This is a genomic window from Idiomarina ramblicola (genome assembly GCF_003987255.1).
GTDB lineage: Bacteria > Pseudomonadota > Gammaproteobacteria > Enterobacterales > Alteromonadaceae > Idiomarina > Idiomarina ramblicola.
Genome location: NZ_PIQC01000007.1, coordinates 84,172 through 108,455, shown reverse-complemented (window position 1 = coordinate 108,455; position 24,284 = coordinate 84,172). Strand labels below are relative to the sequence as shown.

29 protein-coding genes are annotated in these 24,284 nt (G+C 47.4%); 6 read left to right on the top strand and 23 right to left on the bottom strand.

Annotated elements, in window-relative coordinates; all coding sequences use genetic code 11:
- The 10 genes from tolA to CWI78_RS10165 all read right to left on the bottom strand — a co-directional run bounded on the left by tolA (window position 1) and on the right by CWI78_RS10165 (window position 9,089).
- Window positions 1-918 carry a cell envelope integrity protein TolA gene (gene tolA / locus CWI78_RS10210; RefSeq protein WP_244213116.1) on the bottom strand — a complete coding sequence of 306 codons (918 nt, stop codon included), beginning with the start codon at window positions 916-918 and terminating at the stop codon, window positions 1-3.
- A 2-nt stretch (window positions 919-920) separates the two neighbouring features.
- Window positions 921-1,343, bottom strand: a complete 423-nt coding sequence (gene tolR / locus CWI78_RS10205) for a protein TolR (RefSeq protein ID WP_208642048.1) — start codon at window positions 1,341-1,343, stop codon at window positions 921-923.
- Between the two features lie 2 nt (window positions 1,344-1,345).
- Window positions 1,346-2,056 (bottom strand): protein TolQ, encoded by a 711-nt coding sequence (gene tolQ, locus CWI78_RS10200; protein WP_126782701.1) that lies wholly within the window; start codon window positions 2,054-2,056, stop codon window positions 1,346-1,348.
- 3 nt (window positions 2,057-2,059) lie between these two features.
- Window positions 2,060-2,470 (bottom strand): tol-pal system-associated acyl-CoA thioesterase, encoded by a 411-nt coding sequence (ybgC, locus tag CWI78_RS10195; RefSeq protein WP_126782700.1) that lies wholly within the window; start codon window positions 2,468-2,470, stop codon window positions 2,060-2,062.
- A gap of 382 nt (window positions 2,471-2,852) precedes the next feature.
- Window positions 2,853-3,872: a Holliday junction branch migration DNA helicase RuvB gene (gene ruvB, locus CWI78_RS10190; RefSeq protein ID WP_126782699.1), complete on the bottom strand. Its 1,020-nt coding sequence runs from the start codon at window positions 3,870-3,872 to the stop codon at window positions 2,853-2,855.
- A gap of 9 nt (window positions 3,873-3,881) precedes the next feature.
- Entirely contained in the window at window positions 3,882-4,499 is a 618-nt protein-coding gene (gene ruvA, locus CWI78_RS10185) for a Holliday junction branch migration protein RuvA (RefSeq protein WP_126782698.1), read from the bottom strand.
- Window positions 4,500-4,511: 12 nt separating this feature from the next.
- Entirely contained in the window at window positions 4,512-5,048 is a 537-nt protein-coding gene (gene ruvC / locus CWI78_RS10180) for a crossover junction endodeoxyribonuclease RuvC (RefSeq protein ID WP_126782697.1), read from the bottom strand.
- The gene (locus CWI78_RS10175) at window positions 5,049-5,798 is read right to left on the bottom strand and encodes a YebC/PmpR family DNA-binding transcriptional regulator (protein WP_126782696.1); all 750 of its coding nucleotides are present in this window, start codon (window positions 5,796-5,798) and stop codon (window positions 5,049-5,051) included. It lies immediately after the preceding gene.
- A gap of 16 nt (window positions 5,799-5,814) precedes the next feature.
- On the bottom strand, window positions 5,815-7,584 hold the full coding sequence (gene aspS, locus CWI78_RS10170) for an aspartate--tRNA ligase (RefSeq protein ID WP_126782695.1): 1,770 nt from the start codon (window positions 7,582-7,584) through the stop codon (window positions 5,815-5,817).
- Window positions 7,585-7,658: 74 nt separating this feature from the next.
- Entirely contained in the window at window positions 7,659-9,089 is a 1,431-nt protein-coding gene (locus tag CWI78_RS10165; protein ID WP_126782694.1) for a diguanylate cyclase domain-containing protein, read from the bottom strand.
- A 117-nt stretch (window positions 9,090-9,206) separates the two neighbouring features.
- Between CWI78_RS10165 and cmoA the strand changes: the two genes are divergently transcribed.
- From cmoA to CWI78_RS10150, 3 genes are read left to right on the top strand one after another with little or no spacing between them, the layout of a single operon-like run.
- Window positions 9,207-9,938 (top strand): carboxy-S-adenosyl-L-methionine synthase CmoA, encoded by a 732-nt coding sequence (cmoA, locus tag CWI78_RS10160; RefSeq protein WP_126782693.1) that lies wholly within the window; start codon window positions 9,207-9,209, stop codon window positions 9,936-9,938.
- 8 nt (window positions 9,939-9,946) lie between these two features.
- The gene (gene cmoB, locus CWI78_RS10155; RefSeq protein ID WP_126782692.1) at window positions 9,947-10,918 is read left to right on the top strand and encodes a tRNA 5-methoxyuridine(34)/uridine 5-oxyacetic acid(34) synthase CmoB; all 972 of its coding nucleotides are present in this window, start codon (window positions 9,947-9,949) and stop codon (window positions 10,916-10,918) included.
- 21 nt (window positions 10,919-10,939) lie between these two features.
- On the top strand, window positions 10,940-11,833 hold the full coding sequence (locus CWI78_RS10150) for a LysR family transcriptional regulator (protein WP_126782691.1): 894 nt from the start codon (window positions 10,940-10,942) through the stop codon (window positions 11,831-11,833).
- Between the two features lie 5 nt (window positions 11,834-11,838).
- On the opposite strand, the gene galU is transcribed toward CWI78_RS10150, so the two are convergent.
- Window positions 11,839-12,723, bottom strand: coding sequence for a UTP--glucose-1-phosphate uridylyltransferase GalU (galU, locus tag CWI78_RS10145; protein ID WP_126782690.1), 885 nt, complete (start codon window positions 12,721-12,723; stop codon window positions 11,839-11,841).
- A 103-nt stretch (window positions 12,724-12,826) separates the two neighbouring features.
- Here galU and CWI78_RS10140 point away from each other — a divergent pair, with 103 nt between their 5' ends.
- Window positions 12,827-13,138, top strand: a complete 312-nt coding sequence (locus CWI78_RS10140; RefSeq protein ID WP_126782689.1) for a DUF6170 family protein — start codon at window positions 12,827-12,829, stop codon at window positions 13,136-13,138.
- Here CWI78_RS10140 and CWI78_RS10135 read toward each other — a convergent pair.
- The 11 genes from CWI78_RS10135 to ccmA are packed head-to-tail and all read right to left on the bottom strand — an operon-like array spanning window position 13,107 to window position 21,824.
- Window positions 13,107-14,096 (bottom strand): response regulator, encoded by a 990-nt coding sequence (locus CWI78_RS10135; protein WP_126782688.1) that lies wholly within the window; start codon window positions 14,094-14,096, stop codon window positions 13,107-13,109. The genes CWI78_RS10140 and CWI78_RS10135 overlap by 32 nt on opposite strands.
- Window positions 14,097-14,151: 55 nt before the next feature.
- Window positions 14,152-14,904 (bottom strand): MlaA family lipoprotein, encoded by a 753-nt coding sequence (locus CWI78_RS10130; RefSeq protein WP_126782687.1) that lies wholly within the window; start codon window positions 14,902-14,904, stop codon window positions 14,152-14,154.
- Window positions 14,901-16,109 carry a c-type cytochrome biogenesis protein CcmI gene (ccmI, locus tag CWI78_RS10125; RefSeq protein ID WP_126782686.1) on the bottom strand — a complete coding sequence of 403 codons (1,209 nt, stop codon included), beginning with the start codon at window positions 16,107-16,109 and terminating at the stop codon, window positions 14,901-14,903. Before ccmI ends, CWI78_RS10130 begins: the two co-directional genes overlap by 4 nt.
- Window positions 16,102-16,545, bottom strand: coding sequence for a cytochrome c-type biogenesis protein (locus CWI78_RS10120; RefSeq protein ID WP_244213115.1), 444 nt, complete (start codon window positions 16,543-16,545; stop codon window positions 16,102-16,104). Before CWI78_RS10120 ends, ccmI begins: the two co-directional genes overlap by 8 nt.
- A 14-nt stretch (window positions 16,546-16,559) precedes the next feature.
- A complete protein-coding gene (locus CWI78_RS10115; protein ID WP_126782684.1) occupies window positions 16,560-17,108 on the bottom strand; it encodes a DsbE family thiol:disulfide interchange protein in 549 nt (182 codons plus the stop codon).
- Window positions 17,101-19,056 carry a heme lyase CcmF/NrfE family subunit gene (locus CWI78_RS10110; RefSeq protein ID WP_126782683.1) on the bottom strand — a complete coding sequence of 652 codons (1,956 nt, stop codon included), beginning with the start codon at window positions 19,054-19,056 and terminating at the stop codon, window positions 17,101-17,103. The genes CWI78_RS10115 and CWI78_RS10110 overlap by 8 nt, the downstream gene beginning before the upstream one ends.
- Entirely contained in the window at window positions 19,053-19,535 is a 483-nt protein-coding gene (ccmE, locus tag CWI78_RS10105) for a cytochrome c maturation protein CcmE (protein WP_126782682.1), read from the bottom strand. The genes CWI78_RS10110 and ccmE overlap by 4 nt, the downstream gene beginning before the upstream one ends.
- A complete protein-coding gene (gene ccmD / locus CWI78_RS10100) occupies window positions 19,519-19,749 on the bottom strand; it encodes a heme exporter protein CcmD (RefSeq protein WP_126782681.1) in 231 nt (76 codons plus the stop codon). The genes ccmE and ccmD overlap by 17 nt, the downstream gene beginning before the upstream one ends.
- Complete coding sequence (locus CWI78_RS10095; RefSeq protein WP_126782680.1) at window positions 19,749-20,486, bottom strand: heme ABC transporter permease; 738 nt, start codon at window positions 20,484-20,486, stop codon at window positions 19,749-19,751. Before CWI78_RS10095 ends, ccmD begins: the two co-directional genes overlap by 1 nt.
- A gap of 1 nt (window position 20,487) precedes the next feature.
- Complete coding sequence (ccmB, locus tag CWI78_RS10090) at window positions 20,488-21,171, bottom strand: heme exporter protein CcmB (RefSeq protein ID WP_126782679.1); 684 nt, start codon at window positions 21,169-21,171, stop codon at window positions 20,488-20,490.
- Complete coding sequence (gene ccmA / locus CWI78_RS10085; RefSeq protein WP_126782678.1) at window positions 21,168-21,824, bottom strand: cytochrome c biogenesis heme-transporting ATPase CcmA; 657 nt, start codon at window positions 21,822-21,824, stop codon at window positions 21,168-21,170. The genes ccmB and ccmA overlap by 4 nt, the downstream gene beginning before the upstream one ends.
- Window positions 21,825-21,902: 78 nt before the next feature.
- Here ccmA and CWI78_RS10080 point away from each other — a divergent pair, with 78 nt between their 5' ends.
- Entirely contained in the window at window positions 21,903-23,552 is a 1,650-nt protein-coding gene (locus CWI78_RS10080; RefSeq protein ID WP_126782677.1) for a YML083C domain-containing protein, read from the top strand.
- The gene (locus CWI78_RS10075; protein WP_126782676.1) at window positions 23,549-23,830 is read left to right on the top strand and encodes an EscU/YscU/HrcU family type III secretion system export apparatus switch protein; all 282 of its coding nucleotides are present in this window, start codon (window positions 23,549-23,551) and stop codon (window positions 23,828-23,830) included. The genes CWI78_RS10080 and CWI78_RS10075 overlap by 4 nt, the downstream gene beginning before the upstream one ends.
- Before the next feature lie 7 nt (window positions 23,831-23,837).
- Here CWI78_RS10075 and CWI78_RS10070 read toward each other — a convergent pair whose 3' ends face one another.
- Complete coding sequence (locus CWI78_RS10070) at window positions 23,838-24,284, bottom strand: DUF2802 domain-containing protein (RefSeq protein WP_244213114.1); 447 nt, start codon at window positions 24,282-24,284, stop codon at window positions 23,838-23,840.

The following is a 24,284-nucleotide window of genomic DNA, read 5'->3' as shown; positions in this document are numbered from 1 at the left end:
TTACAACTGCGGTTTAACAGTCAGTTTTATCGTACTCATCTGTTCATAAATTTCCGGATCTTCAGAAACCGGTAGCGTTGTCGCCTTTAATACCGCGTTTTGCGCGGAGCGGCAGACACTTGCGTCACCACTGCCCGTGTCCACTGACTTAACAAATCCGCTAGGCGCTACGCGGATAGTCAACTCACATGACTTACCCCGCATTGAGTCATCAACATTCCAGTTTCGCTGAATGGTTTGCTGAATTAAAGCCTGATACTTTTCAACTTCGCTTAACACTTGTTGCTGGCGTGCCGCCTGTCGGCGAGCGCGCTCTTCTTCCATTTCTTTTTGCAATTGAGCTTCACGTTCTGCTGCCTCTCGCTGCTCTTGTTCGCGCTTGCGCTGTGCTTCCTCACGCTTACGTCGTTCTTCTTCTGCGCGGCGCTCTGCTTCTTCGGCTTCGCGTTTACGGCGCTCGGCTTCTTTGGCCGCCGCCTCAGCTTTAGCTCGTTCCTGCGCTAAGCGTTCAGCTTCTTTTTTCTCTTGCTGCGCCTGTTTACGAGCTTCCGCAGCTTCTTGTCTTTCTAATTCCTGCTCACGCTCTATTTCTTTTTTGCGCTGCTCTTCGCGTTCACGCGCCTTTCGAGCTTCTGCAGCACGCTGCTCTAGCTGTTCAATTCGACGCTGTTCAGCAGCTTCCTGCTCGGCTTTCTGCTGACGAATCTTATCCGCTTGCTGTTGGACTTTTGATTTATCGACGGTTACCGCACTAACAATTTCGTCCGAGCTATCCAGTTCGCTTTGATCAAGGTTGACTTCCATCGCTTCAGGCGTTGATGGGGTAAACTCAAAACTGATCAGCAACACTCCGGCTATCACAGCGTGTATGACAATCGAATATATCAGCGGTAACGTTAAACTGTCTGATTTTTCCACAACTAATTATCCGACGAGTCTGTCATTAAACCAACGGACGGTACACCTGCTCTTTGCAGTAACACCATCAATTGCACAATTTCATTATAAGACACTGCGCCATCTCCATTGACCATAACCGGCGTGTCCGGTTCAACCTGCAGATGCGCTGCCACTAACGTCGCTAACTCATCCGCCTGCATCGGAGTATCTTTACTATCTCCCTGATTTAAGTAGTACCGACCTTCAGCATCAACAGATGCAACTAAAGGCGGTTTGCTTTCCTCAGAAAGTGGTTCCGCCGTTGCTTTTGGCAAGTCAACTTTAACCCCTTGAGTGATCAAAGGTGCTGTTACCATAAATATGATCAGCAAAACCAACATCACATCGATATAGGGAACCACATTAATTTCCGCAACCGGCTTACGACGCTTGCGCGGCATCACCATCATACCGTTTCACCCTCTGCTTTGCTTTTGCCCGCCTGGGCCGAGGATTGTCGCTGTAAAATCGAGATAAATTCATCAATAAAATTCATATACTGATTATCAACCTTTTCCACACTGGTAGTGAATCGGTTATAAGCAATAACAGCAGGTATCGCAGCGAATAGACCCATAGCGGTTGCTATCAGTGCCTCAGCGATCCCTGGAGCCACCATAGCCAAAGTGGCCTGTTGCACAGCACCTAAAGCGATAAAGGCATTCATAATACCCCAGACGGTCCCAAATAAACCGATGTATGGGCTAATAGAACCGATAGTGGCAAGAATCCCTAAATTGTTATCCAGTTTTTCAGTTTCTCGTGCGTGAGCAACCCGCATGGCGCGAAAGGCGCCTTCCAGCATTGTTTGCGTATTAATAGTGGAGTGATTGCGCAACCGCGCGTACTCTTTAAAGCCTGCGTGAAACAACAGTTCCATCCCACGAGCGTTTTTAGCCCGTGCAGAAATTTCCTGATACAGACGCGCAAGATCAACACCTGACCAGAAGCGATCTTCAAACTTTAACGCGTCATTTCGAGCCTGTTTCAACACTTTTTTGCGCTGAAAAATTAACACCCAGCCCCATACCGACATCGCCAGTAACATAACCATCACCAGCTTGACCAATAAGCTGGCCTGCATGAATAAATCAATAAACGATAATTCTGCTTGCACGCTTTAAACCCCTGACTGAATACGCGAAATTATCGGTTCCGGAATTGCGATAGCCCGCATTGCCTGATTATCAACACAGGCAGCTAACACCGTCGCCTGGCAGTGCACACTGCCATCCTTCGCCAAAACTTGTTGTTCGAAAACCAATGAGGCTTTCTTTATTTTCTGAACTTTGACCGTTACCGTTAGTTCAGCATTAAACTTGGCAGCCTGCCGTAAATCCAATTCAACCTTACGGACAACAAAGGCTATATTGTGAGCCAACCAGGTATCCTGTTCAATCCCTAACGATCTTAACCACTCTGTTCGAGCCCTTTCAATAAACTTGAGATAGTTTGCATAATAAACGATACCACCAGCATCCGTATCTTCGTAGTAAACACGAATAGGCCATTCAAAGTCACAGTGAGACATTACCACCTCAAGTAAAGTTCCGAAAAGTTACAGTTGTGTAATATTTTGTAAAGAAGCCCCTAAAACTGTCACTGGTTACTTTATCAACAGACTTTTTTTTATGACAGAATTGAAACACTAAAATAACAACACAATGTTTTTCATAAACTTTTTTATTTTGTTATAAATATGTTGTGCTTTTTTTAACCGAAAAAAATTGCCGCCGGATTACTTTTAGTAATGCGAACATCTAATTTTTCTTGTTTGATCAGAATCCTATTAGCCTTATAATACCCAGCATATCAGAGACGAAGAGATTGGTTGTCACTTCTTCTTAGATTGTTCCCTGGATTTAACTTCCTTCTTGTTGTTCTATTTGCCCGCACATTGTGCGGGCTTTTTTTTACTTCTCAGGCTGTAACCCAAAATGTTGGTAAGCTCGGGGTGTGGCAATTCGTCCACGCGGCGTACGCTGAAGGAATCCCTGCTGAATAAGGTAAGGTTCCAGCACATCCTCTATTGTGTCTTTTTCTTCACCAATAGCTGCCGCCAAATTATCTAATCCTACAGGCCCACCCATGAATTTTTCCATTATCGCCAATAACAGTTTCCGATCCATATAATCAAAACCGGCCTGATCAACATCCACCATGGTCAAAGCCGCATTTGCGGTGGCTTCATCGACATCTCCATTACCTCTAACCTCAGCATAATCCCTTACTCGGCGCAAAAGCCGATTCGCTATTCGGGGCGTGCCTCTGGAGCGACGCGCGATTTCTCGCGCACCACCGTCAAGCATTCGAACATTCATAAAATGTGCCGACCGTGCCACGATATCCGTCAGTTCGTTCACGTCGTAAAATTCAAGTCGCTGCACTATCCCGAAGCGATCCCGCAACGGCGACGTCAAAGCTCCGGCCCGGGTGGTGGCACCAATCAGCGTAAAAGGCGGTAAATCCAATTTAATGGATCGTGCGGCCGGCCCCTCTCCTATCATAATATCCAGTTGGTAATCTTCCATGGCCGGATACAGGATTTCTTCAACAACGGGGCTTAATCGGTGAATTTCATCAATAAACAACACATCGTGCGCTTCAAGGTTGGTCAATAAAGCCGCTAAATCACCCGCCTTTTCGAGAACCGGACCAGAGGTTGTTTTAATACTAACGTTCAGCTCATTGGCAACAATATTCGCCAGAGTCGTCTTACCCAAGCCCGGAGGGCCAAATATTAAAAGATGGTCGAGTGCTTCCTGACGTTTCCGCGCAGCCTCAATGAAAATGCCCATTTGCTCAACAACGTGCTTCTGGCCTGTATAGTCCGCCAGAGCTTTAGGCCGTATGGCGCGATCAACCGCTTCATCTTCACCCTGTACATCGGGTTCGATGAGCCGCTGAGTTGGTATTTGGTCGGCTTCTATCATCAGGCTTCCTTACGACAGCTGCTTTAACGCCAGTCGAATCAAAGTCTCACTGTTATGCTCTGCAGAGTACACTTTTTGCAGGGCTTTTTCAGCTTGATTTTCTTTATAGCCAAGTGACTGTAAAGCACTGATGGCATCACTTCGTGCATCGGCTGGGTGTTCTCTTGCATCCAATCCCTGATTATCAACCGGAGCTTTATCAGTAAATGGTGTAGACGGCTGCCAGTCTTTAAGTCGGTCGCGCATTTCAATCACCAGCCGTTCGGCGGTTTTCTTACCCACACCGGGTAACTTCACCAGCCGGGTGACATCGTTCTGGTTCACCGCCAGAACAAACTCATCTGCCGACATCCCCGATAAAATAGCCAGAGCCAGTTTCGGACCGACCCCCTGAGTTTTCAGTAGTAACCGAAACAGCGAACGTTCTGAAGCAGAAATAAAACCATACAATAGCTGAGCATCTTCGCGTACAACAAAATGCGTGATTAATTTTATCGTTTCACCCACCGGCGGTAATTGATAGAAGCAGGTCATTGGCAATTGAATTTCATAACCAATACCTTGTACATCTAGAACCACTTCTGGCGGCTGCTTGCTGGTAAGTACGCCCTGAATATGACCTATCACTTTTGTACTCCGTTAACGCAAACGCCCGCGAACTGTTTTACGCGCTGCACCTGCCATTTTAATCAGATTTTGTGAACTGTGAGCATGACATAAGGCAACCGCTAACGCATCTGCCGCATCTTCCTGTGGGCAACGTTGCAAATCCAATAAAGCCATTACCATATGCTGTACCTGGGACTTTTCAGCCCCTCCATTGCCAACCACCGACTGTTTGATTTGGCGCGCTGAATATTCCGCTACCGGAAGCTCCGCGCAAGCGGCAGCAACAATAGCCGCCCCGCGCGCCTGACCCAGTTTTAATGCCGAATCAGGGTTCTTTGCCATAAACACTTGTTCTATCGCGAATTCGTCAGGTTTAAACTGAGTAATCAATTCGCTGACGCTGTCGTGTATACGACGCAGCTTTTCGGCTAGGGTTAAAGGCTCTTTAGTGGTACCAATAACCTTTATACAACCGCTACCAAGGTAACTTAACTGTCGGCCTCGCTGCTCTATAACACCATAACCCGTTAGTCGTGAACCCGGGTCAATACCCAGAATAATAGCCACTTAATCGTCCAGTCGCGCAATAATCTCATCGGAGATATCGGCGTTATGATAGACATTCTGGACGTCATCCAAATCTTCCAAAGCATCGAGTAATTTTAAAAAGGTTCGCGCTGATTCTTCATCCAAGTCAACCCGGGTGTCGGGTACCTGAGTTACTTCAGCGTTACTGGCCTCTAGCTCTTTAGTGTCCAGGGCATCTTTAACTGAACCAAAATTTTCCGGTGATGTAATGACATCAATGCTACCGTCGTCATAAGCAAGAATATCTTCCGCGCCAGCTTCCAGCGCCGGTTCCATAACCTGCTCTTCGGACACGCCATCAGAGTAGCTAATAACGCCTTTCTTATTAAATAAGTAGGCAACAGAGCCGTCGGTACCTAAGTTACCACCTAATTTACTAAACGCATGACGGACATCTGACACCGTCCGGTTGCGATTATCCGTCATACATTCAAGCAGGACTGCTACACCATTGGGGCCATAACCTTCATAAGTCAGCTCATCTACGTTCTCACCTTCAAGGTCACCAGAGCCACGTTTGACGGCAGTATCTATGGTGTCGCGCTTCATATTATTCGACAGGGCTTTATCGATAGCCGCACGTAAACGCGGGTTGGTTTCAGGGTCTCCGCCGCCTTCGCGGGCAGAGACCGTGATTTCACGAATTAACTTGGTAAAAATTTTACCGCGCTTAGCGTCCTGCGCGGCTTTTCGGTGTTTAATATTAGACCATTTAGAATGACCAGCCATATTTCACCTCAGTTGATTACTCGTCTTCCTTCACAATACTTTTTACGCCCAACTCTTGCAATGCAAGCGGGTTGGCAGCGCTCGGAGCATCGGTCAAAACACAGGCCGCAGTGGTCGTTTTCGGGAAGGCAATAACGTCGCGAATTGAGCTTGCACCTACCATCAGCATAACCAGACGGTCTAAACCGAAAGCTAGGCCGGCATGTGGCGGTGTACCGTATTTTAAAGCCTCTAACAGGAATCCGAACTTTTCTTGCGCTTCGTCTTTCTCTATACCCAATACTTCAAACACGGCTTGTTGCATTGCATTCTCGTGGATACGAACCGAACCACCACCTAACTCAACACCATTCAATACCATGTCATAGGCATTTGAAATGGCGGCGGCCGGGTTGGCTTTTAACTCTTCCGGAGTCACATTGACCGGTGCGGTGAAAGGGTGGTGTAACGCGGCCAGGCTGCCGTCGTCTGCAACTTCGAACATTGGGAAGTCTACAACCCATAGCGGTTTCCACTCGTTACTGACCAGTTCAAAGTCTTTACCTAACTTCAGGCGTAAAGCACCCAAAGCTTCAGCAACAACGTTCGCTTTATCGGCACCAAAGAACAGGACATCGCCAGTTTGCGCTTCAGTGCGCTCTAATAATGGCTCAATAACTTCGTCCGGCAGGAACTTAAGAACAGGTGACTGCAATCCGTCCCGGCCTGCACTGCGGTCGTTTACTTTGATCCAGGCTAAACCTTTTGCGCCATAAATGCCGACAAATTGTGTGTATTCGTCAATCATCTTGCGTGAAACGTTCTCAGCCTGTCCCGGTAAACGAATAGCAGCAACACGGCCATCTTCGTCATTCGCCGGGCCAGAAAAGACTTTAAACTCAACGTCTTTTAAAACATCAGCAACATCAACCAGCTCTAATGGGTTACGTAGGTCGGGTTTATCACTACCAAAGCGGCGCATGGCTTCGTGCCAGGTCATGCTGGGGAATTCACCCAGGTCCACATCAAGTAGTTGCTTGAAGAGGTCACGAGCCATTTGCTCGGTAATTTGCATGACCTGCTCAGCCGTCATGAAAGAAGTTTCAATATCGATTTGAGTGAATTCAGGTTGACGATCAGCACGTAAGTCTTCGTCGCGGAAGCACTTAACAATTTGGTAGTAACGGTCAAAGCCCGACATCATAAGCAGCTGCTTAAAGAGCTGAGGACTTTGTGGCAGCGCGAAAAAACGACCTTTGTGGGTACGGCTTGGCACCAGATAGTCCCGCGCGCCTTCCGGTGTTGCGCGGGTCAACATTGGCGTTTCAATATCAAGAAAACCGCTGTCATCCAGAAACCGACGTACTGCGCTGGTTACTTTAGCGCGAAACTGAAGTTTTTCGTTCATTTGCGGACGACGTAAATCAAGGTAGCGATAACGCAAGCGGGCTTCTTCGCTCACTTGCTGATTGAAGTCGATTGGAAGCGGTTCAGAACGGCTCAAGATTTCTAAGTCGGTTGCCAGCAGTTCAACTTCGCCGGTCGTCATGTTTTTATTCACCTGACTTTCCGGGCGACGGTTAACTTTACCGCTTAAGCGCACGCAGAATTCCTGGCGCAGGCTGTTCGCTGTATCAAATAACGCTTTTTGATCGGGGTCAAAAACAACCTGCAACAACCCTTCCCGGTCGCGCAAATCGATAAAAATCAAGCCGCCTAAGTCACGACGTTTATTAACCCAACCACACAGCGTAACGTCTTGTCCCGCCAGTTCAGCATTTATTTGTCCACAGTAATGAGTTCGCATGCGCGTTTATCCTGCTAGCTGTTGCAATGAATGTTTTCACGAAGCGCAACATTATAGCGGACTGACGCCGAATGTCATCCATCGTCGCCAGCCAGACGCACATCATTTTTACCCGCCGCTTTAGCGGTATACATCGCCTTATCGGCAGAACGAAGTAAGTCGTCAGTATTTTTCCCGTGCTTTGGATAAACCGCCACACCAATAGAAACACTGATTTCCAGTGTCTTTTTCTTAACTTTGTACGGCTTAGCTAGCTGAACCACTAATTTCCGCGACACAGCTAAAGCCGATCCGATCGTATTGGCGGTAGGCAAGATAATGACAAACTCATCACCACCATGACGACAAACTGTATCAGAGCGCCGTAAAAGGCTATTCATTCTGTGCGCCGCATGAATTAGGAGTTCATCACCACAATTATGACCAAAATCATCGTTAATCTTTTTAAAACCATCAAGATCCAAAAACAAAACAGCAAAAGGTCTGCCTGTTCTCTCGTTTTGACTTAACGTCTGCTCCAGCCGGTCTTGCATTAAATTTCGATTAGGTAACCCTGTCAGTTCATCATGAGTCGCTATGTGTCTAATTCTGCGCTCTGCGGCTTTACGTAATTTAATTTCCTTACGTAACCGGCTATTCCAAACAGCGAAACCGACAATAACGAGTAACACAACCGAGCCGGCTTTCATGGCAATATCGAGCAATTCTTCATTACTCCAGCCCTGCTCAAGCTCAAAACCATACCATTTTTGTTTTAATTGATTGTGTTCGCTGTCGCCAACAGCGTCAATTCCTCGGTTTAACGCCATAACTAAGGGCTTCCAGTCATCGCGGACGGCCAAATAAAGTTCTTCCCCTTTTGCATCATCAATAACGGAGAGTTTTGCCGTGGGTAGGGGGCGTTGTTGCAACTCATGCACCAACATCGGCAAGCCGTCGACATAGTAATCGACTGTTCTGCCGCGTAACACGCTCATGCCTTCGCGAATACCTTTAACCCGGATGAGTTGAATACCACTCAACTGGGAAATCTGCGATTCGATACTGTAGCCTTCGACCACCCCAACGTTACTATCACTTAGCTGCTCTAAAGCAATACTGCCGCTGCTGACCTGTTGATTTTCCAGGGAAATTGCCGCCCAGGGCATTGACCAATAGCTTTGAGTAAAGTCCATGAACTGATTGCGTTCAACGGAATAGGAAACACTGGTTAATACATCAATTTCTTTATTTTTTATAGCATCCAGGCAATCGGCCCACTGTCCACAAGGTTTCCAGACTATTTTCGCAGAAAACTCGCTGGTGAATTTTTTCAGTAAATCGACATCCAACCCTTTAGCTTCACCATCTTCTATTGAAACTAACGGAGCGAGTTGTTCAGGCACGCCTACACGAACTTCTTCATAGTCCTCCAGCCAGCCCTCTGGCTGACTGGCATAACTATTCGATAATGAAAAAGCTACCATGACTGACATGGCACTGACTATCGCTAAAGCTCGGTTCAACGTTTTTCCCTCCAGTAATCGTGCGTGGATTTTAATCTAATATTACCTGTGCGTCAGTATCATTTATCGGTAAAATACCAACAAATATGAGCCGTTTATCTGACAAAGCTGATTTTTATGACGCAACACGACACAATATTTTCAAAGCCTCTTCCCAGCATTTCCGATTTTTGTTTTGATCAGCAAGTGGTTGAGGTATTCCCTGATATGATCAACCGATCAGTTCCCGGGTATTCAAGTATTCTGCAGACACTACCGCAGTTAGTTACTCAGTATGTGCAGCCAAATAGCCATTTGTATGATCTTGGTTGCTCTCTTGGCGCAGCTACCCTTGCTATGCGCAAAGGGTGCGAACAGACAAAGAACTGTAAAATCATTGGTATAGATAACGCTCAACCCATGATCGAACGTGCGCAGTTGCATTTAGACGGTTACAGAAGTGACGTACCCGTTGAGCTAATTTGTCAGGATTTAGCGGCAACTAAGATAGAGAACGCATCGGTTGTCGTATTGAACTTTACCTTACAGTTTATTCCCGAAAATAAACGAGATGAGGTTATTCAAAACATTTATAACGGTATGAATAAAGGCGGAGCTTTATTAATTGCAGAGAAAATCCGTCACTCTGACTCCCAAATGAATGACGTACTCATCGACCTACATCACGATTTCAAACGGGCTAATGGCTACAGTGAACTTGAGATTAGCCAGAAACGCGCCGCTATCGAAAATGTGATGAAAGTCGATACGCTTGAAGTTCATCAACAACGCTTTAACAAGGCCGGTTTTCGACACAGTGCGGTCTGGTTTCAATGTTTCAACTTCGCCGCCATGCTGGCCGTTAAATAAGGGATACCATGGTTGACTTCAGTAAAGAACTTTCGGCTCTTCTACACAGCCCGCACGCGCCATGGCTGGACACTCTGGCGCCACAGCTGACGGCATTTAAAAATAACCCTCACGGTAATTTAAAACGCTGGCAACGTATCTTAACGCAGTTGCCTGAACTCACCGCAAGGCACGTGGCGTTATCCGATACGGTTCAGGTTGGTAGCCCAAATGAAGCCTCTGATGCTGACAGAGCTCGTTTAACGGGGCTTTTGCAGCAACTTCAGCCATGGCGTAAAGGCCCTTTCAATTTATTTGGCGTCTCTATCGATACTGAATGGCGCTCTGACTGGAAGTGGCAACGTGTTGCACCGCATTTAGATGATCTCAGCGGCCGTCAGGTACTGGATGTTGGTTGCGGCAGTGGCTATCACTTGTGGCGTATGCTGGAAGCCGGCGCAGACACTGTTTGGGGAATCGACCCTGGTGAACTTTTTCTGATGCAGTTTCGGGCAATCCGCCAGTTAATGCCATTAGCATGGCAGCAACGCGCGCACTTCTTCCCGGTAGGTATTGAACATATGCCGGAGCTGAAAAGCTTCGATACGGTGTTTAGCATGGGCGTACTTTATCACCGCCGTTCACCAGTCGAGTTTTTACAGCAATTGAAGTCTTTAATTCGTCCCGGAGGTCAGTTGGTGCTGGAGACCATTGTTGTAGAAGGCGATGAAACCACAGTAATGATGCCGGGCGAACGCTACGCACAAATGAGAAATGTCTGGTTTTTACCCAGCGCCCGCGCACTGTCAGTTTGGCTAGAACGATTAGGCTTCACAGATATCTGTGTTGTCGACCATAATACAACTTCAACAGAGGAACAAAGACGAACGGATTGGATGACTGGGGAGTCCTTAGCAAATTTTCTTGATCCAAATGACGCTACAAAGACTATTGAAGGTTACCAAGCACCAATTCGAGCCGTTATTACCGCTCGGGTTTAATACCCACCGGAGTGGACCAAAATGAGCGTTTATCGACCTAAGTCTACCATTGAACAATGGCGTATTCTGCAGGCGGTCGTCGACTGCGGCGGTTATGCACATGCAGCAGATGCTTTGAATAAAAGTCAGTCGTCTCTCAACCACGCTGTGGCTAAACTGCAGCAAGTCGTCGGTGTTCAATTATTAGAAGTCAGAGGTCGTAAAGCGCACTTAACGGCCGCTGGCGAGGTTTTACTCCGTCGATCCCGGCAGTTAACCAGTTTAACTAAAGAGATAGAGCAATTGGCGGATAACCTGGAACAAGGCTGGGAACCTGAGATACAACTTGCTTTAGAAATGGTGTTTGACCGCAACCAGTTAGCTCCGGTTCTAAACGAGTTTCAGCAACAGAGTCGGGGAAGCCGCTTAATTATTAATGACACGGTCTTAACCGGCACAGTTGAACAAATTCAACAACAAAGTGCAGATGTGGTTATCACCCACCATTTACCTCGTGGTTTTATCGGCGAACCCATCAGTCAATACAGTATGGACTTGGTCTGTCACCCAGATCATCCTCTGGCACAGCTGCAACAACCGATTGATCAGAATGAACTGTCACAGTACTTGCAGATTGTTATTCAGGATACCGGGAGTCAGCCTGTGGAAGACGAAGGCTGGCTAAAAGCAGAACAACGCTGGACTGTCAGTCACTTTGACGAAGCTCTAAGGTTGATTCGTAACGGTTTGGGGTTTTGCTGGTTACCTGGCTACGTCGCACAAGAGGACTTAGATTCGGGCAGACTCAGTCGTATAGAAGTTGAAGGAAGCAGCTCGCGTAAAGGCAGTCTATATATGGTTTTACCCAAAGCAGAACAGACCGGCCCCTGTGCGAAAACGTTAGCAGAGCTGATACTTAAGCATCAGCCCCGCTAAACAGCTTACTTCAAAGATTGAATATAGGCTTTCATATCAGCACCCAAGTCAGGGTGGCGTAAAGCATGTTCAACAAAGGCCTGGGCGTATCCCAGTTTGTTGCCGCAATCATGGCTTTTACCTTTCATGTAATAAGCTTTGACTGGCTGTTTTTCCAGCAGCATGGCCATAGCGTCTGTCAATTGAACTTCATTGCCGGCACCGACCGGCGTCTTTTCCAGCAGAGACCACAAGTCTGCTGAAAACACATAGCGTCCAACCACCGCCAAATCCGACGGCGCATCTTTAACTGAAGGCTTTTCAACTAACTGTGTAATACCAGCTTGCTCACCTGGGTTTAATTCAACACCGTTAATGTCTGCGATACCATAATTACTCACATCCTGCTGTGGTACCTTTTCGACCATAACTTGCGAATGGCCGCTTTCATCAAAATTCCTGACCATTTCCGCCAAATTGTCTTTATTCAGTTTACAGCTGGCCTCGTCCACCAGAACGTCAGGCAAAACCACCGCAAAAGGCTCATCGCCAATTAAAGGACGAGCACACAAAACAGCATGACCCAAGCCTTTCGCCACACCCTGACGGACATGCATTATAGTCGTACTCTCCGGGCAAATAGCTTTAACTTCGGCCAACAATTGACGCTTCACCCGCTGCTCAAGCGTCGTTTCCAACTCGAAACTGGTATCAAAATGATTTTCTATCGAGTTTTTACTCGAATGAGTAACCAGAATGACATCCGTTAAACCCGCAGCAGCACACTCTTCAACAATGTACTGAATAAGTGGGCGGTCCACCAATGGCAACATTTCTTTAGGAATGGCTTTGGTAGCGGGTAACATCCGAGTTCCAAGTCCGGCTACCGGAATAACGACTTTTTTGACCATAACAGCTGTCCTTAAATTCTGTTCACTTCAGAAGCGGAAGTTTATAACCTTTTCCCATGTTATAATGCAACCCAATTAACAAAATTCAAATGAAAGACTGACTATGGCTTTGTATTTTTCTTCGCGTAATATTCCGCAATTATCCCAGTACAGCTTTACTGAACGCGCTATGATTTTGTCCATGGCACAGCAAAAAATGCCGGTACCCCGTCGCCTCATTTGTAATATGGCCAAACTGGTACCTATCTGTCTTATTTTCTTCTTTATTGTCGAAGTTGAAGGATGGTGGAAAGTTCCGGCCTTGCTGGCAGCAGGTATTGGTTATCCTTTATTCACTCAACCTATTAACCTGAATATGTCATTGCCCTATCTGGATCAGGCCATTAAGCAGTTTGAGGCACAGCGGTCACAATAAGCTCAGTGCCTTTAAAAGCACAATGTATCTTATGTAAGTGCTCCATTTTGTGCTCCCGGAAGTTCGCATGTTGCCATATGCCTAACGCTAGATCAGGCTTAGCTCCCGGCTCGGGCTGAAACTTGTCTCCCGCCTGAGCCCAGAGCCAGTTGTGCTTCATCGTATCAACAACACCGACTAACGTATCGAATGCCGTCCTGACCTGAGAATGACAAAGTTCATGATTCAAATGACTCAGTAGAGCTCCGGGTGAAAGCAAAGTGTTGTCATGCCCAGATAAATGCTGTCGTATCAGTGGATCTATCATCGTTTTTAATACCAGCAAAGGCAGTAAGTCTTGTTCTGTTGCGTTCTGCGCGGCGGCCATAATAACCAACACCTTACCCTCTGTCAGAGGTCGATAATCGATCCAGAGCGGCGTTTGACCGGCGTCATTGATACAGCACTCAAACCGATAATTGTTTAACCTTAACTCACCTTCAGGAAGCAGCTCTTCCACCAGACGTCCGACAATTAAGTCATCCTGGTACAGAATGTCGATGTGTGCATCAAGCTCCCACACATCATGTACATAGGTTTCCTCAAGCTGATAGCGTTGCAGACAATGCTCTACTGCATTTTCAATCACATCGAGACTTTGAATCGGTTTCACCAGGTAGTCCCAGGCTCCCAAACGGACAGCTTCACGGATATCAGACATTTTTTCGGAGGCAGAAATAACGATAATAGGCGTATGGGCACATACTTTGAGAAGTTTCTCTATAACTTCAAGACCATCAATATCAGGCAGTTTTAAATCACACAGAACAATATCCGGGCATTCAGTGCGGCATATTTCAATACCTTTTCGCCCGCTGTCTGCACAGCACACATCGTAACCGGTATTCAGCAGATACTGCCTGACGACAGACTGAAATACCGGATCATCTTCAATTAAAGCGATGTGAGCTCGGGGCATCGTCAACTCTTAATTATGACTCATACCCTAAGCATCGTTCAGGAATGCCTAATCGTCAATAAGACTCAGTTTCAGAGTCATCTGTGTCGTCGAATTCATCGTCCCATTCGTCGAAATTTTCTTCTTCCTGCGGAGGGTTACCATCAAAGACCTGATCCTGCCAACGCTGATAATAAACATCCTTAACAAAGGAGTAAGGGTCAAGCGAGTTCTCCAGTACTCGTTCCTGTTCACGCAAGCGTAAGCGCATTTCAAGACCTTTTATCGCATAACGAGCTATATCTATAGGCCAGCTTAACGACGGATATGGAAAATATTGGCCATCGGCATAGTCACCGCCACGGTCAACCACCACAGTGGGACCCATAAGCGGCAACATCAGGTAAGGGCCTTCAGGCACGCCCCAAACGGCTAACGTCTGGCCAAAACTCTCTTCCCGCTTGGTCAGACCCATAGGGGTAGCGACATCAAATAAGCCAACTAAACCGACCGTAGAGTTAACCACAAAACGCCCCAGAGAAATGCCGGCATCCGCAATTTTCCATTGCAGCAGATTATTGACAAAAGAAGAGGGTTCTTCCAGGTTTTCTACCGCTTGATATAAGGAGGTCCGGATGGGCTGCGGCACATATTCATAGGTTTCGGCCGCAGGTTTGATTACCGCTTTATCCACGTCGCGGTTAAACTCCCACATATCCCGGTTAAAATCTTCGAACGGGTCACGTGGGTCAGCATAAGAGTCATCGGGTGTTGATGAGCATCCTGCCATAAACACAGAAACTAGCAGTAACAATCCATATTTTTTCATTCGTTAATCCGGGTTGATAAAGTCAAAGTTAAATCAGTCGAACCATTAGCTTTTATAGTGACCGTTTCAGCTTCGAGATCACCAGCTTGGCTATCTATTTTTTCATCCTGCGAAATTCTCGCATGGACTAACCATTGCTCTAAGTCACTTAATTTATAGTCCGGCAACATCGCATTTTGATTCGACAAGGTTACAGTAACGGGAAACTCACTAAGCGGTTGCCTAACCACGGCCGCCGGCATAGGTTGCTCAGCTCCGGTTACATAAACAAAAAGAGTACCGTCAGTTGGCAGGTGATGGCGCATGCTATCACTTAACTCAACAGTCACTTGTAGCTGCACCTGCGCCTTCTGTTGTTGTTCTTTTGCACGCTCTAACGCATTGGCTACCGCCTGATAGCGCTCAGAACTTTGGGGCAAACGCTCTTTTAATAGCTGCCAGGCACTTACTGCCTGTTCCCAGTCCTGACGTTCAAATGCAACGAAACCCAGTAAGGATAAAGCTTCAATATTACCAGGATCTTGCTGCAACGCATGAGCCAACAAACGAGCGGCTTTAGGCTGATCCTCTTCGGCGCCCGACACCAATAAGAAGCGACTGTAACTGACTAAAGTGTTGACCCTATCGGGTTCAAGCTGCAATGCTTTCTGAAAAGCTTCGTTCGCTTCTTCCTGAGCGCCAAGATCAACCATTATCCCGGCATAAATCCACCAAGCAACCGCATCGTCGGGCTCTCGCATTAATTTTTGACGCAAGCCTAAAGCGAAGGTATTTAAATCTTCACGGTCAGCTTGCTGGTTCTGTTGCTGTAACAAAGTTTTCCCTAGCTCGGGTAGCTGCTTACGCGCATCTTCTGCTTGCAGCTGTAACTGCCAGCTACCAAAAGCCCAATACAATACCGCAGATACAACAACCAGCAAGACAATAGGAACAGTAACCGGCGCTCGTTGCCACTTAATATCTTCTTCGACATCCTGGCTATCGTTCAAAAAGGTTTTATCCAGCTCTTGCTTCGCGTGCTGATAATCTTCTTCCGGTAAACCAAACTGAGAACGTTCTTCTTCTAGCTCTGCCAAACGTTGCTCGTACCAACGTTGGTTTTCATCCTGGCGTCTTTGATACCGCCGTTGTTTCCCGGTTGCCAGCAAGACAAATACCACCGCAACGAGTAACATCAATAACATTAGTAACCACAAACTACTCATCGCCGGACTTCCTCAGTTGCTCTAGACGCTGACGCTCTTCCTGCGTTAATTCTACAGCCGCCTTTTTCTTTCTGGTTAAGCCCACTGCAGTGCCAATGCCAATAATGACAATGAATAAAGGCCCCCACCATAAAATGCTGGTTATCGTCGTAAATGGCGGTTGGTAATGCACAAAGTCACCATAACGAGCAACCATGAACTCAATTATTGCTTCTCGCGACTGGCCTTCTTTTAACATCTGATAAGTACGATCGCGCATATCTTCAGCCAATGGCGCATTCGAATCAGCAATATTTTGATTCTGACACTTAGGACAACGAAGTTCTTTTATCAGTTGCCGATAAGTTGCACGTTGCTGTTCGTTCTCAAACTGATAACTGTTTTCATTTTCTGCTGACGCAGTGAAAACCAACATGAAGACAGCAGAAAAAGCCACTAGCAAACCCCGTATCATTTGGCTTCCTCCACTAGCTGCTGATAAATTCCTTGCAGTTTATTTGACCAATTGCGTTGATTGACATCACCCACATGGCGATAGCGAATAACGCCCTTGTGATCAATAAAATAGGTTTCCGGAGCACCGTAGACGCCAAACTCAAAAGCAATTTTTCCTTTTGGGTCAAATAAATTAATAACGTAGGGGTCACCCAGTGTATTTAACCACTTAACCGCTTTTTGTCTGGAATCATCTTTATAGTTAAGACCAACAATGGGAACGCCTCTCGATGCCAGTTCATTCAGAAACTCATGCTCGGCACGGCACGTAGGGCACCAGGTCGCCCATACATTCATTAAAACCGGACCTTCCTGCAGTATCGACTGGTCGTAAAGCACTTCGGTATCATAAAGATCACTGGCCTCAAACTGAGGCACAGGCTCATCTATCAACGCCGAGTCCAACTCGGTTGGATCACTGCCTAGCCCTTTCAGTAAAAACACAACCAATGCAGCAAATAAAACCAGTGGTCCGAACAAGATTAACCAGCGAAATTTAGTCATTGGCAATCTCCTTCTTACCGCGTTTACGGTATCGCTTGTCGGCCAATGCCATAACACCGCCTACGGCCATAATGATGGCACCCAGCCAAATCCAGCGCACAAAAGGCTTAATATAGAAACGGATAGCCCAGGTTTCGTTATCTAAGGGTTCCCCCATAGCAATATAAACATCGCGCAACAAACTGGCATCCAAGCCAACTTCCGTCATACTGGTTCGCTGAACTCGGTAGAAACGTTTTTCACTGGTTAACTGAGTAACTCTCTGTCCATCTTTGTAGACAGTAAATACCCCTTCGTCGGCATCGTAGTTAGGCCCTTCGCGGTGCTGCAGGCTCTCAAACACGACATTGTAATCCATGACCTCAACTGACTCCCCGGGCGCCAGCGCAATGTCTCTCTCTTGCTCGTAGTGAGACACTAAGGTAATACCAATTAGGGTTACGGCAAATCCTAAATGCCCCAGCACCATCCCCCAGTGACTACCAGAAATTTTCTTCAGACCGGACCAGCCCTGCTTACGCTGTTGGACGCTTTGCTGCACTTCCGTTAAGGTGGCCAGCGCCACCCAGAACGCCAGAAACAGAGCAATGACAACCATTGCAGGCAACTCGTCTGCCCAGATTTTAGGCAAGGTATAAGCCAACACTATTGCTAACGCCAGTGCCAATGCCACTGGCTTTAAAAGTGGTTTCATGGCTTGCCGGCGCCAACGCATTAACGGTCCCATGCCAAGCATTAACGCAAATGGAATTACCAGCCAGCTGTAAAGTTCGTTAAAGAAAGGTTCGCCAATTGAAATCGTTCCAAGCCCAATTTCCTTATGAACCAAAGGCAGCATCGTTCCTAAAAACACCACCACCATAGCTGCCATTAACAGCACATTATTGCCTAGCAGCATAACTTCTCGGGAAAGCAATTCGTAGCGACTGTAACTCTGCATTTTCCCGGCACGCAGACCATAAAGAATCAAAGATCCACCAACCACCAGACCCAGAAGAATCAGAATAAACAGTCCCCGGGTTGGGTCAGAAGCAAACGCGTGCACAGAAACCAGGACACCGGAACGTACCAGGAAAGTACCCAGTAAGCTCAAACTAAAGGCAGATATTGCCAACAAAACAGTCCAGGACTTGAAGCTCCCCCGCTTCTCTGTCACCGCCAGAGAGTGCAATAATGCGGTTCCCACCAGCCAGGGCATAAAGCTCGCATTTTCCACCGGGTCCCAGAACCACCAGCCACCCCAGCCAAGCTCGTAGTAAGCCCACCAGCTACCAATAGCAATGCCCAGCGTCAGAAAAATCCAAGCGGCAAGAGTCCACGGACGAGACCAACGCGCCCAGGCTGCATCAAGCTTGCCGGACAATAACGCGGCAATCGCAAAAGCAAAGGCTACAGAAAACCCGACGTAGCCCATGTACAGCAATGGCGGATGAATGATCATCCCGGGGTCTTGTAACAGCGGATTGAGATCCCTTCCGTCAACCGGAATCATGGGCAAACTTCGGTCAAATGGATTAGAGACCGTCAGCATAAACAAATAAAAACCAATGCTTATCAGCCCCAGAATCGCCAACACGCGGGCTATCATTGGTAATGGCATTGATCGGGAGAATATCGCTACTGCCGCTATCCAGCCTGCCTGCATCAACATCCACAGCAGAAACGATCCTTCATGCGAGCCCCAGACAGCCGTAACCCTGTACACTACTGGCAACTGACTGTTTGAGTTTGCAGCAACGTAAGCAATACTAAAGTCGTTGCTGACAAAGCCCCAGACTAATAAGCCAAAAGCAATAGCGGTAAAAAAGAACTGACCATAGGCAAACGGCCTGGCTAATGCCATCATACCGCCGTTTCCTTTGGCCGCGCCCCATAATGGGTAAACAGCCAGCAATACAGAAAAAGCCAGCGCAATCGCTATGGCAAGGTGTCCTGCTTCAGCAATCATTTCCCGTCACCGTATTCAACGTCGTTTGGGTTTACGTGTTTTATTCCTTTCATCTGCTCAGCCAGTTCCGGCGGCATATACTCTTCATCGTGCTTAGCTAAGACCTCACTGGCTTTTAACACCGTAGGTTCTATCAACTCGCCCTGAGCAACAATACCCTGCCCTTCACGGAACAAGTCCGGCAGAATACCTTGATAAAGCACCGTGACCTCTGGCCCGATATCCGTGACTTTAAAGGAAACTTCGAGCGTGTCGCGATTACGTTCTACCGAGCCTTCAACCACCATGCCGCCGACTCTCATACGCTGGCCGACCTGAGGCTTTTGCTTATCGTCACCTTTGCCTTCCACCAATTCGCTTGGTGTATAAAACAGGTCAATGCTCTGGCTCAACGCATACAGCATTAGCCCAGAAGCAATAGACACCCCGATGACTAAAACCGCAACCCAGGTTAACCGTTGTTTACGTCTTGGATTCATTACCGTCTCCTACTGCTGCACGGCTTGCTTTGCGTCTCGCCAAGCGTTGTTGGCGCTGTTGTAACTGCTTACTTTTCTTAACCAATTGCCGTTTTGCTAATAAGGTTTCTAACGCCACCCCGGCAAGCACAACAAAACTTAAAAAGAATGACAACCACACATAAAGTCCATAACCACCCATCGAAACGAAGTCGGTAAAACTGTCAAAGGCCATTAGTCTTGCTCCAGTTTCTGCTGTGCCCACGGACGGTGTAATTCCTGCCTGAGTATCTCATTTTTTAGGCGCATCATCACTAGCGATACCGTCAAAAAAGCAAAACCTGTCAGACAGATTAATAAAGGAATTAACATACTGGTCGCAATTGACGGACGTTCAAATTTTGTAATCGTTGCACCCTGGTGAAGCGTATTCCACCACTCAACCGAAAAATGAATAATCGGTAAGTTAATCACCCCAACCAACGATAAAATAGCCGCAGCTTTAGCACCGGTTCTGGCATCATCAAACGCAAAATACAACGCCATGACACCCACATAAAGAAACAATAGGATAAGTTCTGATGTTAGCCGCGCATCCCACACCCACCAGGTGCCCCACATGGGCTTGCCCCAAATAGCCCCGGTTAATAAGGCAACAATGGTTAGTGCCGCCCCCACAGGCGCAATAGCAGGAATCGACCATTCCGCGGTTTTAATTTGCCAGATAAGTGCGACGGCTCCCATGATAGCCATACCCATATAGGCACCCATGGAAAAAATAGCCGCGGGCACATGCAGGAAAATGATCCGGTAGCTGTCGCCCTGTTGGTAATCGCCCGGAGCAAAAGCCAGCCCCCAAACGACGCCTGTGACAAGCGTGACTAACGTTAATGCCACAAACCAGGGCAGAAGCTTTTGCAACAAGTTATAGGTTGCTTCGGGTTTCGCGTACGGATGTAACCATCGCCACATATTAATTCACACTCATTCTAATGCCAGCAGCTACAGCCAGCGGAGCCAATGTTACGGTTAACACAGAAATTGCCGCCAGTATCGCCAACTGGCCGTGAACTGCAAGTCCCATTGAGGCATTTTCCACCGCAGCGGTGGCAAATATAAGCAACGGAATAAACAGTGGAATAAGGATCAAGCTTACTAAAGAGTTTCCGCGCTGAACCTGCAAGGTAAGAGCTGCGCCAATAGCGCCCAGAGCACTTAAAGCCGGGGTTCCTAACAATAACGTTAAAGCCAGCGCCCACCACCCTTGTACGGGTAAACTCAGTAGCAACGCCAGCAAAGGCGATAAAATAACTAACGGTAAACCACTTAACAACCAGTGCGCCATCATTTTTGCGGTCACATTGAAAGCCAGAGGTTGCGGCAACAAACACATCTGCTCCAGCGTACCGTCCTGAAAGTCATCGCGAAATAATCGTTCCAGCCCCAGTAAGCTGGCGAGTAAAGCGGCGACCCAAATGATACCGGGCGCTATGCGAGCCAATATATCCGGTCCCGGACCAATTCCTAACGGAAATAAAGTCACAACCATGAGTAAAAACAGCAGAGGGTTCAACGCGTCGCTGCGGCGGCGAGCTGCTATACGCAAGTCTCTCTTGAGCAGTGTCAGCCAGGTTTGTCCGCCAGATAGCTGACTCATAACGACTCTCCCTGATATTCTAAAATGAGCTTTTCAGGGGTTAAATCTGACAACGTCAGTGACTGATGCGAAGTGAAAATGATGGTTCCGCCAGCGCGTAAATGTTCAACCAAGCGCTGCTGTAACAGGGCAATGCCCTGAACATCGAGAGCCGTGAAAGGTTCATCCAGAATCCAAAGTGACGCTTTCGTCGCCCACAACCGGGTTAATGCAACCCGGCGCTGCTGTCCGGCAGACAATCTCGCCGTTAGCTCATCTTCTAATCCCAGTAACCCCAGCTTTTCCAGCAGTTCCCAGGCATCTACGTTTTTGACAGAGGATAATTGCTGTTGCCAGTGAAAGTTCTCCAGCGCACTTAATTCGCCCTTCACTGCCGCTTTATGTCCAATAAACAGCAACTGCTGACAAAACTCTGACCAATTTTGATTCCGCGGCTGGCCATTAAAATAGACAGCTCCGCTGGAAGGTTCTAGCAACCCCGTTAAAATTCTTAATAATGATGACTTACCGGCACCATTAGGTCCACTGACTTGCCACAGCTGGCCGACACTTACCGAAAAGTTGAGGTTTTCAAACAATACTCGCCCACCACGGATTGAGCTTAGCTGCTCTGCGTGCAATAGTGAGCTATTGGTGGAAGTAACTTGTGTCATGCGGATTTTACAACCGAAACCTTACTGGTAAGCTGACGCAAATGCCCAAGATTCTACCATAAAAATTAGGTAAAGCGCATGGCTGATATTAAGCAACTATTACAACAAATGATGGCGTCTCCGGAACGAACCTTAGCTCGCGCCGAACAGCAGCAATTATCCAGCCTGATGCGAATTTTTACGAGTACAACTAACACTTCTAGTGCTAGTAGTTTATCAACCGGGTCCCCCCAGATAAGCCAACCAAACCAGATAAACCCGACGCCTGGAAGTAGTACACCTACTATTCAACCAAACACCGCAAAATTACTCTCAAAGCTATTGGTTCAAATCAGTTTACCGATAACTTACGAGCCGGCTAAAGGTCAGCAACCACCACGTATTCAGGGAAATAACTGGCAGTGGCCTAATCCACCCAAAAATATGCAGCCTCAGTTGGCTGCCCCCGCCAAACTGCAACTAACGGTTAGCCTGCCGGATCCGAAACTGCCGGTTGTACAATTAAGTCTTAACGCAGGCAATGCAAAACCTGTTGCGGTGGCAGAGGTGCCATTAACTCAGTTGCCAGCGAAGCTGGTTAAAGCCTTTGTTGAACAGGGACGAGTTGCAACCGTGCCGTCGCCACCTTTACCGTCTTCACAATCATCAACACCTTTGGCAAACGCGACGAAACTCAATGCACAACCAATTTCTCAAACGAATACTCCCGCTCAACCAGCGCAGAAACTGTCGACTCCAGTGGCTAGTGGGCTGGCAATAAAGCAGGCTCAGCAAATAACACCGAAGCAATTTCAACAAGTACTACAAAATTTCATTCCTGAAAACATCAAACCAAAACCCTCTTCAACCGCCCCCGTTGAAGGAGCCCAGCAAGCACCAAATCGATTATCTGCTGATGCCGCCCGGGAGGCGATGCAATCTCCGCCTAAAGCCCTGCAACAACTGTTAATTAAGGTATTGCAACAGATGCCCGCAGCTGAATCTATGCAACGCCCACAAGCGTTGCAAAGCTGGGTCAGTGACTGGTTTGCGGCACGCCCTGTCAGTGCACAACCGAGCCAGCAAATGGGAGGGCTGGGGCAAATGCTAATGACCTTATTAGGTCTGGCCATGCAGAAGCCCGAAACAACAACCAGTCAATCTGCACCCAGAACGTTACCTACTCAGTTTACTCAGGCGCTGATCCAGCAAGTACTCAATCCGGCGCCTGAAAATTCAGGCGAGGTCAGGGAAAGAATAAACGCTTTGTTACAACAGTTACCTCAGCAGCAGTTACAGCGGCTATTACAACTTTTTACCGGTATGCTTAATTCAGCCCAGAATAGTCAGGCCAGATTGCAAGATTCTGCACCTCAACAGCCGGAATATTACATACTGTTACCTGCTGACTCTCAAAAGCCTCAACAGCACGAGCTTCTTATTCGTAGGGAAGAGGACAACAGTAATAAAGAGAACAATGGCCGGACCTTATGGTTGTTTACTTTGCGGTTTGAGCTGGACAGCACGGGTCCGCTGCTGGTCAAAGGACGCTATCATCCACACGGCTCGTCAATTGACTTCTACACAGAAACAAAAGCGGCACAGAAGGTTGTCGAGAGCAACGTAGAAAAACTGGAAAAAAGACTGGAGGAATTAGAGGTTAACGGCGTTAAACTGAGAGTGCAGCAGGGGAAAATTCCGGATAATCTGGCACAACAACACAGCGGTATCATTCGGGTGACAGTATGAGTGATAAAAAGGAAAAGCAAGCTATCGGTCTGTCTTACGACGGTTTCAATGCACCAAAAGTTATCGCCCGGGGGTTTGATGAGCTTGCTGAAGAGATTATCGCGGTCGCCAAAGAGTACGGCGTGTTAGTGCACGAAGATCCTTTATTGTCGGATTCACTGGCAAAACTGAATGTTGGCGATGAAATTCCAAGAGAGCTTTACATTATTATCGCTGAGATTATCGCTTTCGCGTACTTACTGGATGGCAAGTTTCCAAGACAATGGGAAGAAGGTTAAGAAGTGGCTAAGCGCCCTTTTTATGTAACGAAATAAGCAGTTCCGCTTCAGCCTGCGGTAAGTCGCACTCTTGCATGAGTTCTTCTACACTAGCGCCACTGGCAACCAATTTAGCTGCTCGTTGGTACAATTTACTGCCAGGGTCCTGCTCAGACACTTCCTGCAGTTTCTGCTGCAACTGTTGTTGCTCATCGTTTAATTGGGCGACCTGCTGTTGTAGCTGAGCAACAACTTGCTGCTGGGCATAATCGACTTTAGATGAGGGGTCAGGCTGCTGTTTGAACTGATCTCGTAGCGACAAAACTTCACTGGCGGTTTCCGTCAGCATAAGCAAACGTTGCTGTTGGCGTTCAATCAGCTCAGCCTGTCGCCGTGAAGTGATAACCACCGCCACTAAAGCAATAAGCGCCAGCCCAAGAGCCAGCGCCGAAATAACAAATAACCAATTCGTCAT